Source organism: Gordonia hankookensis (assembly GCF_014673215.1).
In the GTDB taxonomy this organism is placed as follows: Bacteria; Actinomycetota; Actinomycetes; order Mycobacteriales; family Mycobacteriaceae; genus Gordonia; species Gordonia hankookensis.
In genome coordinates this window covers 231,507-243,313 of the sequence record NZ_JACWMS010000003.1, presented here as the reverse complement: position 1 = coordinate 243,313, position 11,807 = coordinate 231,507, and the positions used below count along the sequence as shown (strand labels likewise).

At 67.9% G+C, this 11,807-nt stretch carries 13 protein-coding genes; 6 read left to right on the top strand and 7 right to left on the bottom strand.

Translation table 11 applies throughout. The features are described 5' to 3' along the window. Positions 1 to 78: 78 nt before the first annotated feature. Positions 79 to 375: a WhiB family transcriptional regulator gene (locus tag IDF66_RS15580; protein WP_164307028.1), complete on the bottom strand. Its 297-nt coding sequence runs from the start codon at positions 373 to 375 to the stop codon at positions 79 to 81. Between the two features lie 438 nt (positions 376 to 813). Here IDF66_RS15580 and IDF66_RS15575 point away from each other — a divergent pair, with 438 nt between their 5' ends. The 3 genes from IDF66_RS15575 (at position 814) to IDF66_RS15565 (ending at position 3,232) form a co-directional block, all read left to right on the top strand. Continuing rightward, positions 814 to 1,608: a hypothetical protein gene (locus IDF66_RS15575; RefSeq protein WP_190267652.1), complete on the top strand. Its 795-nt coding sequence runs from the start codon at positions 814 to 816 to the stop codon at positions 1,606 to 1,608. Positions 1,609 to 1,713: 105 nt separating this feature from the next. Next, positions 1,714 to 2,301, top strand: a complete 588-nt coding sequence (gene shbA / locus IDF66_RS15570; protein WP_190267651.1) for an RNA polymerase sigma factor ShbA — start codon at positions 1,714 to 1,716, stop codon at positions 2,299 to 2,301. Continuing rightward, a complete protein-coding gene (locus tag IDF66_RS15565) occupies positions 2,285 to 3,232 on the top strand; it encodes an anti-sigma-D factor RsdA (RefSeq protein WP_164307031.1) in 948 nt (315 codons plus the stop codon). Before shbA ends, IDF66_RS15565 begins: the two co-directional genes overlap by 17 nt. Positions 3,233 to 3,290: 58 nt before the next feature. Here IDF66_RS15565 and IDF66_RS15560 read toward each other — a convergent pair whose 3' ends face one another. Further along, positions 3,291 to 3,680 carry a DUF5319 domain-containing protein gene (locus IDF66_RS15560; RefSeq protein WP_164307032.1) on the bottom strand — a complete coding sequence of 130 codons (390 nt, stop codon included), beginning with the start codon at positions 3,678 to 3,680 and terminating at the stop codon, positions 3,291 to 3,293. 120 nt (positions 3,681 to 3,800) lie between these two features. Here IDF66_RS15560 and guaB point away from each other — a divergent pair, with 120 nt between their 5' ends. Together guaB and IDF66_RS15550 are read left to right on the top strand one after the other, a co-directional pair. Then, on the top strand, positions 3,801 to 5,312 hold the full coding sequence (gene guaB, locus IDF66_RS15555; protein WP_164307033.1) for an IMP dehydrogenase: 1,512 nt from the start codon (positions 3,801 to 3,803) through the stop codon (positions 5,310 to 5,312). 74 nt (positions 5,313 to 5,386) lie between these two features. Beyond that, entirely contained in the window at positions 5,387 to 6,544 is a 1,158-nt protein-coding gene (locus IDF66_RS15550) for a GuaB3 family IMP dehydrogenase-related protein (RefSeq protein ID WP_164307034.1), read from the top strand. 16 nt (positions 6,545 to 6,560) lie between these two features. Here the strand turns inward: IDF66_RS15550 and IDF66_RS15545 are convergent, their stop codons facing one another. From IDF66_RS15545 to IDF66_RS15535, 3 genes are read right to left on the bottom strand one after another with little or no spacing between them, the layout of a single operon-like run. Beyond that, on the bottom strand, positions 6,561 to 7,163 hold the full coding sequence (locus tag IDF66_RS15545; protein ID WP_190267650.1) for an energy-coupling factor transporter transmembrane component T family protein: 603 nt from the start codon (positions 7,161 to 7,163) through the stop codon (positions 6,561 to 6,563). Beyond that, positions 7,160 to 7,834 carry an energy-coupling factor ABC transporter ATP-binding protein gene (locus tag IDF66_RS15540; RefSeq protein WP_164307036.1) on the bottom strand — a complete coding sequence of 225 codons (675 nt, stop codon included), beginning with the start codon at positions 7,832 to 7,834 and terminating at the stop codon, positions 7,160 to 7,162. The genes IDF66_RS15545 and IDF66_RS15540 overlap by 4 nt, the downstream gene beginning before the upstream one ends. A gap of 47 nt (positions 7,835 to 7,881) precedes the next feature. Beyond that, entirely contained in the window at positions 7,882 to 8,493 is a 612-nt protein-coding gene (locus IDF66_RS15535; protein ID WP_164307037.1) for a biotin transporter BioY, read from the bottom strand. A 73-nt stretch (positions 8,494 to 8,566) separates the two neighbouring features. Between IDF66_RS15535 and guaA the strand changes: the two genes are divergently transcribed. Then, a complete protein-coding gene (gene guaA, locus IDF66_RS15530) occupies positions 8,567 to 10,159 on the top strand; it encodes a glutamine-hydrolyzing GMP synthase (RefSeq protein ID WP_190267649.1) in 1,593 nt (530 codons plus the stop codon). Positions 10,160 to 10,188: 29 nt separating this feature from the next. Here guaA and IDF66_RS15525 read toward each other — a convergent pair whose 3' ends face one another. Together IDF66_RS15525 and IDF66_RS15520 are read right to left on the bottom strand one after the other, a co-directional pair. Next, the gene (locus tag IDF66_RS15525; protein ID WP_164307039.1) at positions 10,189 to 10,398 is read right to left on the bottom strand and encodes a hypothetical protein; all 210 of its coding nucleotides are present in this window, start codon (positions 10,396 to 10,398) and stop codon (positions 10,189 to 10,191) included. Further along, positions 10,395 to 11,750, bottom strand: a complete 1,356-nt coding sequence (locus IDF66_RS15520) for a PspC domain-containing protein (RefSeq protein ID WP_317628722.1) — start codon at positions 11,748 to 11,750, stop codon at positions 10,395 to 10,397. The genes IDF66_RS15525 and IDF66_RS15520 overlap by 4 nt, the downstream gene beginning before the upstream one ends. Between the last annotated feature and the right edge of the window lie 57 nt (positions 11,751 to 11,807).

Genomic DNA, 11,807 nt, shown 5'->3' with positions numbered 1-11,807 from the left:
GTACCCGCAAAACCCCTCGGGGGCATCGATCCAACCGGATCGATGCCCCCGAGGGCGTTGCGAAGGTCCGCGCGTCGGCTAGCCGGCCATCCGGCGTCCGACACCGCGCTTCATCAGCATGCTGCGTTCGGATTCGGAGAGCCCTCCCCAGATGCCGTACGGCTCGGCGACCGCGAGGGCATGTTCACGGCATTGGGCGATCACCGGACACTGGTGGCACATCTCCTTGGCACGACGCTCCCGCTGGGCGCGCGCACGGCCGCGCTCACCGTCGGGGTGAAAGAACATCGAGGATTCCACTCCGCGGCAGAGACCCTTCATTTGCCAGTCCCAGATGTCGGCGTTCGGGCCGGGAAGAAGATTTGGCTGAGGCATGACAGCGACTCCTTGTCTGCGAGTGGCACTCGTATTCATCAGTGCATCCACACAGTAGGCAAGCAAAAGAAATGGAGTCAATCCCGCCAAATGCCTGCTCAATGATGGTGAAACTTCGGGAAATGTTAACTCTGTGTTGTGGAAACGGACCGGACTAGCATATACGTGCCACCGGGTGGTCCGGACCCCTTCTGCGGGTCCGTTTGGCCTGTCTGAACTGCGAATTCCCTTGCGCGGAGGAACGTTTCGGCAGCCCTCCCAGCTCGTTTCAGGAAGGTTCCGTGACGGGCTCCGCGTAACACGGAAGAAATGTGCAGAATATTCCTGCGTGATCTGGGGGCGGAATTAATGTTTGTGACGGCAGGTTAAATTCATGCAAACTGGAACCGGTTGCATTCCATTCGGCGTTGACATGATCGCGAGAAAACAGGGTCTGATATGGGCAAACGTACGGATGGGTATGCGTTGTGGGGCCGTGCGGTGCACCGGGGAGGTATAGGTCACACCGCAGCCGCGTTCGCGTTGCTCGACGGTGTGGACCGCGTGGGACGGGAACACGGTGACGATGTGCTCTCGTCGCTGGCCTCCTCGACCAGGGCTTCGCTGCTGCGGCAGGCAGGCCATCACCGGCATGCTGCGACGTACGACGGACGCGCACTGCTGTTGGTGGGCGTGGCCTCACCCGGCGCGCCTCGACGGCGAATGGCCGACGAGGGCCAGTGGCGACAGGCCGCCCTGTTGGACGCGCTGGTCGGGCTCGCCGCTGATCATCTCGGCCGACTCCGTCTGCCGCACGCTGCGCGCCTGCTGGACCGTGCCCGCGACCACGCCGACCCCGACGACGGCGGTTGGCTCGCCGGTCGTCGTCCCCGGCTCCGCATCGAGTGGGTCTCGGCCGAGTTGGCCATGTACGGCGGCGACGCGGCGAAAGCGGTCGGACACGCCGAGGCGGGTTGTCGGTTGGCAGAACTCGGCGGCACCCCGGAGCGCCACCGGGTGAAGACGATCCTCATCGCCGCCGCCGCCGCGGCGACCGCAGGTGACTCGCGTCACGCCGCGGAGCTCGCGAGCGACGTCACCAGGCGCGCAGCCGACGCGGGCCTGACGCCGTTGCAGTGGGCTTCGCTGGCGTTGCGGAACGGTCTCGACCCGCGAGATGAGCAGGTCACGGAGGAACTCGCGCGCACCCGATCCGAACTCATCTCTCGAGGGGTGCCATTCGACAACGCGTGATGGCAGTGGGTGCGTCGAGCGTCGGGTCGGATCGCTAAGGTGACGTGGGGGAAATGGCGGACCGGCAACACCACGACACATGTAACACGGGGATCTCAACTGACGATGAAACTGACGGGTGTTGAGCTCGACGAGGCTGTCCGTGCCGCGGGGCACGGCGATCGCGCGGCGCTCACGTCAGTTCTCGAAAGTGTGCAGGACCCGATCCTGCGCTACTGCCGAGGGCGAATTGGAGTCGGAGAACGCCATCTGTTCTCCGCCGACGATATCGCGCAGGAGGCGTTGATGGCGGTGATGACAGCGCTGCCCCGGTACAAGGACCAGGGCAGGCCGTTCATGGCGTTCGTCTACGGGATCGCTGCACACAAGGTGGCCGATGCCATGCGCGTGGCAGGCCGGGTCAAGGCCGATCCGGTGGAGACCTTGCCCGAGGCGATGTCGTTCACGGGCGGACCCGAACAGTCGGCTCTCGACGCCGATGCGAGTCGCCGGATGCGTGCACTGTTGACGATCCTCCCGGAGAAGCAGCGTGAGGTGCTGGTCCTCCGACTCGTGGTCGGGCTGTCGGCCGAGGAGACCGCCGATGCCATCGGCAGCACCGCAGGCGCGGTGCGCGTGGCCCAGCATCGCGCGCTGGCGAAGTTGAAAGACCAATTGAGGAAGGCAGGTGAGGTCGATGAACGACAAGCATGATCCTGCCGAGCCGGGGTGGGATCTGACCCAGCCCATCGACATGACGTCGGTGCATGTCGACGACGAGTTCATCGACGCGCTGTCGCAGGACCTTCCTGTGCCCACCCACGACGACACCGAGTACCAACTTGCGGAACTGCTGTCGGGCTGGCGGCACGAGACGCTCACCGCGCCGCTCCCGGAGCTGCCGACCGTCGATGAGGTCGAGACGGCGATCGCCGCCACCGAGCGAGCGCGTCGCGGCCGCGGCGTCATCCGCCACCTCCGTGTCGCGTCCGGTGCAGCCGCGATCGTGGTGATCGCAGGCGCCGGCCTGACCGTCCTCGCCGAGGGATCCTCGCCCGGCGACCCGCTGTGGGGGGTCAAGCGGGTGGTGTTCTCCGAGGCGGCAAGCCAGACGCAGGCATCGATGGATGTGCAGTCGAACCTGGAGAAGGCCGAGGCCGCGATGGCCGCCGGTGATCCCCAACAGGCGGCCGAGCTGATCGCGAAAGCGCAGAAGGACCTCGGGCCCGTGCGCGACAACGAGACCCTCAACCGCATGAAGGACTGGATCGAGCGGCTCCGCGCACAGACCGCGACGTCGGGAGCGTCGTCCACCTCGTCGTCGATCTCGGTCTCGCAGAGTCGGCGACCGGGCGAAGGGGCCGGTGGGCCGACGACTCCGCCTCGTGACCTGCGCCGTTCGCGCATCGACGACGGGTCGTCGTCGATCACCGTCACGAAGCCGGCACCGCCTCCGCCCGTGACCTCCGATGTGCCCACCAGCGATGGTGGCCACCAGAGTCCGGGGAACCCGGAACCATCGACGCCACCCGATGTCCGGGACACCACCCCGACCACCACCGCCACATCGTCACCGGTCGAACGGGATGACGGGGCAGGCGGGACGGCGTCGGATTTCCCGACCACGACATCGCCGTCGTCGTAGGACGGCTCAACGGCTCGGTCCGGTTCAGCCTTCGGTCTGGCCCAGCGTTGGGTCTCGCTCAGCGTTCGTCGTCGGCGTGACTGTGCGCATCCGCGTAGCCACGGCAGTAATCCCAGGTCACATAGGCGTCAGGTCGCGGGTCCACCGCCGGCTCATGCGGCCGGACGGTTCCGTCGATCAGTAGCTGCAGCAGGTTGGCGCGCAGCATGTCCCAGTCGTGATAGTGGTCCTCGTGGCAGTCGTCGCACACCACGACGAGTCCGCGGATCCCCCGCTGGGCCAGCAGTGCCTCATAGACCGCGAGGTCGGCCAGATCCTCCTCGACCGCCATCCGCTCGTTCTCATCGAGCGGGATGCCGGGCTCCACCGAGTCGAGCGCCGAGGCCGGATCGCTGGGGTCATCTGCGAACGGGTCTGGCGGGAGGCCGGGTGGTAGGTGGTCACGCACACAACCACGGTAACCGATGAAACGGTCAGGGTGGGGTGAGGACTCCACAGTCTCCCGGCGTGTGGAACGAACCGCGCGGGGTGACCCTCACCACTGCGGCACTGCCGATACGATGGACAGATGACGCACGTTCGCACCGGAGGAGACGACCCCGACAAGGTCGCGATGCTCGGCCTCACCTTCGACGACGTCCTGTTGCTTCCCGCGGCCTCCGATGTCATCCCCAGTGACGCGGACACGTCGTCGCGGGTCACCAAGAACATCACCCTCAAGGTGCCCCTGGTGAGTTCGGCGATGGACACCGTCACCGAGGCGAGAATGGCCATCGCGATGGCCCGCGCAGGTGGCATGGGCGTGCTGCACCGCAACCTGTCTATCGAGGACCAGGCCGGTCAGGTCGAGACGGTCAAACGTTCCGAGGCCGGCATGGTCACCGATCCGGTCACCTGTTCTCCGACCGACACCTTGGCCGAGGTCGACGCCATGTGCGCCCGGTACCGGATCTCCGGTCTTCCCGTGGTGGACGAGGTCGGCGAGCTCATCGGCATCATCACCAACCGCGACATGCGGTTCGAGGTCGACCTGTCGCGTCCGGTCTCCGAGGTCATGACGAAGGCGCCGCTGATCACCGCACAGGAGGGCGTGTCGGCCGAGGCGGCCCTGGGCCTGCTGCGCCGGAACAAGATCGAGAAGCTGCCGATCGTCGACGGCAACGGGAAACTCACCGGGCTCATCACCGTCAAGGACTTCGTCAAGACCGAGCAGCACCCGCTGGCGACCAAGGACGCCGACGGCCGACTGCTGGTCGGCGCGGCGGTGGGCACCGGAGACCCGCAATGGGACCGTGCGATGGCGCTGGCCGACGCGGGCGCAGACGTGATCATCGTCGACACCGCGCACGCCCACAATCGGCTGGTGCTCGACATGGTCTCGAAGCTCAAGGCCGAAGTGGGCGACCGGGTGCAGGTCGTCGGCGGCAACGTCGCGACCCGCGAGGCCGCCCTCGCTCTCGTGGAGGCCGGTGCCGATGCCGTGAAGGTCGGCGTGGGGCCCGGCTCCATCTGCACCACCCGGGTGGTCGCCGGTGTCGGCGCCCCACAGATCACGGCGATCCTGGAGGCCGTGGCCGTGTGCAAGGAGCACGACGTGCCGGTCATCGCCGACGGTGGGCTGCAGTACTCCGGCGACATCGCCAAGGCGTTGGCCGCCGGCGCATCGACCGCGATGCTTGGTTCGTTGCTGGCCGGGACGGCCGAGGCACCCGGTGAGCTGATCCTCGTGAACGGCAAGCAGTTCAAGAGCTACCGCGGCATGGGCTCGCTCGGGGCGATGCAGGGGCGCGGACAGGCCAAGTCGTTCTCCAAGGACCGCTACTTCCAGGATGACGTCCTCAACGAGGAGAAACTCGTCCCGGAGGGCATCGAGGGGCGGGTGCCGTTCCGCGGACCGCTCACCCAGGTGATCCATCAGCTCGTCGGCGGTCTCCGCGCCGCCATGGGATACACCGGGGCGTCGTCGATCGCCGATCTCCAGCACGCCCAGTTCGTGCAGATCACCTCGGCCGGGCTCAAGGAGTCGCATCCACACGACATCACCCTCACCACTGAGGCGCCCAACTACTATTCTCGCTGAAGCTCGTAAGATGTCGGCGGATCGGTCCGATCGGATCGACCGGCGATCGGTTCGCGTAGCAGAAAGGCGCAACGGTGCGTGATCTCGTGGACATCGGTATGGGCCGAACGGCCCGCCGCACGTTCGAACTCGATGACATCAGTATCGTCCCGTCCCGTCGGACCAGGTCGTCGAAGGATGTCTCCACCGCGTGGCAGATCGATGCCTACCGTTTCGAGTCCCCGATCCTCAGTCACCCGACCGATGCGCTGGTGTCGCCCGCGGTGGCGGTCGAACTCGGCAAACTCGGTGCGCTCGGTGTGATCAACGGCGAGGGGCTGTGGGCCAGGCACCGCGACGTCGATGCGAAGATCGCCGAGCTCATCGCCGTGGCCACCGAGAATCCCGATCCATTGGCGGCGATTCGTCATCTGCAGCAACTGCATTCGGCGCCGTTGGACACCGGGCTGCTGCGTGAGGCGGTGTCCACCGTGCGCGACGCCGGCGTCACCACCGCGGTCCGGGTGAGTCCGCAGCACGCACCGGAGCTGACGCCCGCGCTGCTGGAGGCCGGCGTCGAGATCCTGGTCGTGCACGGCACGATCATCTCGGCCGAGCATGTCGCACAGGTGGATTCCGACGGCGCCGCCCGAGAACCGTTGAACCTCAAGACCTTCATCGCCGAGCTCGACATCCCGGTGATCGCCGGCGGCGTGCACGATCACCGGACGGCCCTGCATCTGATGCGGACCGGGGCCGCGGGCGTGATCGTCGGATACGGCTCCGCCGCGGGCGCGACCACGACCGGGGAGGTCCTGGGTATCGGCGTCCCGATGGCCACGGCGATCGCCGATGCGGCCGCTGCGCGACGTGAGTACCTCGACGAGACCGGCGGACGGTATGTGCACGTCATCGCCGACGGTGACATCCACGGCTCAGGGGATCTCGCCAAGGCGATCGCGTGTGGCGCCGATGCGGCCGTCCTCGGCACCCCGCTCGCGGCTGCCGCCGAATCGCCGGGCCTTGGCTGGTACTGGCCGTCGGCGGCCGCGCATCCGGACACACCGCGCGGTGCCCTGCTGCAGGTCGCGACCGACGACGATCGACCAAGCCTGGAGTGTGTGCTGACCGGGCCGTCCCAGGATCCGTTCGGCGAGCTGAACCTCGTGGGTGCGCTGCGGCGGTCGATGGCCAAAGCCGGTTACAGCGACCTGAAGGAGTTCCAGAAGGTCGGGCTGTCGCTGCACTCCTGAGACCGACGGGCCGGAATCAGTCCAGCCCGCGGGCGATGAGGGTGTCGGCGAATCCATCAGCCGTGCGCAGCGCCGCGATGACCACCGGCGCGACCAGAATCCTTGCGCCCGGACGTAATCCGCGGGCCTGTCGGGCCTCGTCGACCTGGCCGACGACCTCCACCATCAACGGGATCGACCGGATCGCCAGCGCCAGTGCGAGGGCGATGTGATCGGTGCGTACGCCGATGCGCAGCAGTGGACTCAACCCGGCGACGATGGCGTCGAGGATGGCCGATGTCCGGGTGGTGAGTGTGACGGCCGCGGCCAGTGCGACCGAGGCGGCGAGTACCGCGCAGACCAGCACGGCGCGCTGCCAATCGGTGAACACCACCTGGAACACGAACACGAAGGCCAGTACCCAGGTCACCGGGCGCATCTGTCGCCATGCCTCCCGCGGGCCGATACCGCCCATCGCGAAGACCACCGCGACGCCGACCGCGAGCATGCCGACCGCCGGCAGGGTGCGGACCGTGAGACTGATGGCGAGGATGCCCGCCGCCAGCCCGAGCAGCTTGAGACCGGTCGGAAGGCGGTGCAGCGGTGACCGTCCCGGACGGTAGACGCCGAGCGCGGTCATGACATCAACGCGCGGTATGCGGCGACCGCGGCCGCCGGCTCGTCGTCGGCCACGACCCGTCCCTCGTCGAGCACGATGACCCGGTCATAATCGGACAGCAGATCGAGGTCGTGGGTGAGCACGATCAGTTGCTCGTCGAGGGTCGAGAACACGTCGCGCAACATCGAGCTGTTGCGGAGATCGAGAAGGGTGGTCGGTTCGTCGGCGACCAACACCGCCGGACCGGTCACCAGGACCGACGCGAGTGCGAGGAGTTGCTTCTGCCCGCCCGACAGCAGGTGCGCCGGATGGTCGGCATGGTCGGCCAGCCCGAACTGTGCCAGCACCGCGCCCGCCCGTGCCGAGCGTTGCGCCTTGTCCCGTTCGATCCGGGTCAGGGACAGTTCGATGTCCTCCGAGACGGTCGGCATGATGATCTGGCGGTCCGGATCGCTGAAGATGAAACCGACCTCGCGTCGGACCTGACGTTTGTGGCGCGCGGCGTCGATTCCGTTGACGTGCACCGAGCCTCGGTCGGGAACGACGAGCGCATTGATCATCCGCGCCAGGGTGGACTTGCCGCTGCCGTTGGCACCGATGATGCCGATCCGTCGTTCGGACAGTTCGAGATCGATGTCGGCCAGCACGACGCGATCACCGAAGGAGTGGCCGACGGCCCGGAACTCGATCATCGGCAGGACCCGATCACCACGCGAACTCGACCATCATCGGGACCCGGTCACCGTGCGCGGCGCAGCCGCAGCGGTGTGATCAACCCCGGGTAGGCGCGGTGGACCTGTGCCGCGACGAGGGCGGTGATGACCGCCTTCGCGATGTCGCCGGGGATGTAGGTGCCGTTGGTGGAGATCGCCGCCCACAACGAGAGGTCGGTGCGTAGCAGGAGGCCGATGATACCGCAGGCGTAGACCACGACCATGCCGCCGACGATGTTGATCACGATGCCCCAGAGGACCCGGTAGCGGGGCATCATCAGCGCCGTCCCCACGCCGATGGCGATCACGCCCGGGAGGAATCCGACGAAGAAGCCGGCGGTGGGGGAGGCCAGTGCCACGAGCCCGCTGCGTCCGCCCGCCAGGATCGGCAGTCCGGCGATGGCGAGCACGTCGAAGATGATCACCGCCAACGTCCCCTTGCGCGGGCCGATGATCGCGCCGGCGAGCATCACGCCCAGCGACTGCAGGGTGATCGGCACCCCGGCCGAGCCGATGGTGATGGTGCCGGGAAGACCCAGCGCCGCGATCAGGGCCGCGAAGACGGCCGCCTGCGTCAGGTCGGTCACCGACAGCGAGAATCGCCGCGACGACGAGGGCGTGTCGGTGGTCTGGGACATTCCGACATTATGGCGGGTCGGGGTGTGCGCACGGCTGCCGGGTGCGGTGGTGGGTGCCATTAGACTCGATGGGGTGACAGACACCTCTGCAGACACATTCTCCGACGGTCCCCGGCCGGTGCTGGTGCTCGACTTCGGTGCGCAGTATGCGCAGCTGATCGCCCGGCGGGTCCGCGAGGCGCGGATCTACTCCGAGGTGATCGCCCACGACGCGCCGCTGGAGGAGCTCAAGGCGCGCAATCCCGTCGCGCTCATCTTCTCGGGCGGCCCCGCTTCGGTCTACGCCGACGACGCGCCGGCACTCGATCCGGGGGTGTTCGATCTCGGGGTCCCCGTGTTCGGCATCTGCTACGGGTTCCAGGCCATGGCAAGGGCGCTCGGCGGCGAGGTGGCGAACACCGGCGGTCGTGAGTTCGGGCGGACGACGTTGTCGATCACCGGCGAAGGCGTCCTGCATCAGGGTCTGACCGAGACCCAGCCGGTGTGGATGAGCCACAACGACGCCGTACAGGCCGCGCCGGACGGATTCATCGTCACCGGCTCGACGCCCGGCGCGCCGGTCGCCGCGTTCGAGTGCGTGGATCGCCGGATGGCGGGGGTGCAGTACCACCCGGAGGTGTTGCACACGCCGCATGGCCAGCAGATCCTCACCAGATTCCTCTACGAGGTCGCCGGACTCGAGGCGACCTGGACGGCCGCCAACATCGCCGACCAGCTCATCGACCAGGTCGCCGATCAGATCGGTGACGGTCTCGCGATCTGCGGGCTGTCGGGCGGTGTCGACTCCGCGGTCGCTGCCGCACTCGTGCAGCGGGCCATCGGAGATCGGTTGACCTGCGTGTTCGTCGATCACGGACTCCTGCGAGCAGGCGAGCGTGAGCAGGTGCACCACGATTTCGTCGGTGCCACCGGCGCGAAGCTGGTGACCGTCGACGCTGCCGACACCTTCCTGGGCGAACTCTCCGGGGTCAGCGATCCGGAGGAGAAGCGCAAGATCATCGGGCGGGAGTTCATCCGGTCGTTCGAGGGCGCGGTCACCGATGTCCTCGGCGATCGGGCGTCCGACGGCGACAAGGTCGAGTACCTGGTCCAGGGCACCCTCTACCCGGATGTCGTCGAGTCCGGCGGCGGCAGTGGCACCGCCAACATCAAGAGCCACCACAATGTGGGCGGTCTGCCGGACGATCTCGAGTTCTCCCTGGTGGAACCACTGCGGCTGCTCTTCAAGGACGAGGTCCGAGCGGTCGGCCGCGAACTCGGCCTGCCGGAGGAGATCGTCGGCCGTCAGCCGTTCCCCGGCCCGGGTCTGGCCATCCGGATCGTCGGCGAGGTGACGGCCGACCGTCTCGCGATGCTGCGCAAGGCGGATCTGATCGCCCGTGAGGAACTGACCGCGGCAGGCCTCGACGGCCAGATCTGGCAGTGTCCGGTGGTGCTCCTCGCGGATGTGCGCTCCGTCGGGGTGCAGGGTGACGGCCGCACGTACGGACATCCGATCGTGCTACGGCCGGTGTCGAGTGAGGACGCGATGACAGCCGACTGGACGCGCGTGCCCTACGAGGTCCTCGAGGTGATCTCGACGCGGATCACCAATGAGGTCCCGGACGTGAACCGTGTGGTGCTCGACGTCACGAGCAAGCCGCCGGGCACCATCGAGTGGGAGTAGGGCGCGTCCGGGGAGGCGATCGCACCCCGTCACCGGCGTGACGATCGCGCTCCGGTCAGGATCAGGATCAACCCGATCACCAGGCCCAGCCCGACCGCCAGCCATCCCAGGTCCGCGGCCGACGGCAGGTCCGGTCCACCGGCGAAGCCCCAACCCGCCACGAGGAGTGCTGCGACTCCGAGGATCGCGAGCCCCGGTGCGCGATGTCTGGTGTCGCGCCCGGTCGTCTCCGAGGTCATCGAGCCACCTCCACATGTCCGATGTTGGTCCGTGCGTTGAGATTCAGGACGGGGCCGTCGGTGCCGTCGTCGCCGCCGGAGAGTCCGTCGGGGCAGGTGTAGTCACCGACACCGGAGTCGCAGGTGGCCCGGACGTTCATGTCCTTCGGCACCTGCACCTCGATCTCGCCCACACCGTTGCGCAGGGTGACGGTGCGATCGGCGGTGAGGTCCAGGTCCCGGAGGTCGAGGACCATGCGCCCCATGGTGAGCGAATACTCACCCTTGATGTCGCTCTCGGTGACCGGTGTGTAGATGCGCTCACCGACACCGCCGGATGGCAAGCCGTCGAGATGGCCGACCAGCGAGGTCGCCACCACCGCGACGCCGAGGCCCAGCGCGATCGGCACGAGCCCTGAGCTGTGTCGTCCGGTTGTCCGGCGGCGAAAGCCCGCGTAGATCAGGCCGGCGCCGACCACGGCCAGCGCCAGGGACAGGATGCGCGCCGGGGTGAACCAGTCGACGCCGGCCTGATGCAGTGCGGCTCCGGCGGCCGCGGTGATCACCGCGACGCCGACGACGATGAGCGTCAACGGCGATCGCCGGTCGGCCGGTTCGATGGGGGCGCGGTCGGGTGTGGGATCGGGGAGGTCCCAGGCGAATTGCGCGGTGCCCAGTGGATCCCAGGCCGGTGGGGTGCGCTGCTGGAAGTCGGTCGGCGCGGCCTCGGTGGTCCCGGACCAGGGAGGCCTCCCGGAAGACGTGGTCGTGCCCGCCGACATCGCCTGGGCCGTCGGCAGATCGGGGTATGTGCCCGCGGGGTGGCCTGCCGACGCGTCCGCCGTCAGGGCCCGGGGGATCCACGGCTGCAACCGATCCGTCGACGCGGCGGCTTCGATCTGCTCGGGCTGCGCAGTGTCGACGCTGGTGCCGGCCGGTGGTTCGGGAGTCCGCTGATAGAGCAGCCACCATCCGACGAGCATCAGCGCCGCGCCGAGGAGGCCGCCCGAGCTCCAGGTGCGACTGGGGCCGAACGAGGTCAGCACGATGATCGCGAGCACGATGAGCAGGATGAACGGCGGGTTGCGGTGCCGCAGATGCCGCGGCCGACGACCGGCCGCCGAAGCGGCGTGCCGGATCGATCCGAGTTCATCGCGTGAGCGGCTCTCCGCAGGCAGCGCGACCCATGCGGCGATGTACAGGACGAGCCCACTGCCGCCGAACAACGTCGCCACCACGAATGCGATCTTCACCAGCGTCGGATCGACCCGATAACGCGCCCCGATACCCGCACACACACCCGCCACCGTGCGATCGTGGTTCGGCCGGATGGGCCTCGTCGCCCACATCCCCTCGAACTGCTTCGTGTCCATGAAATCCATCTTGGCGGCGCGATCGGGCCCGCACATCGGGGGAAGACCCTGAGAACG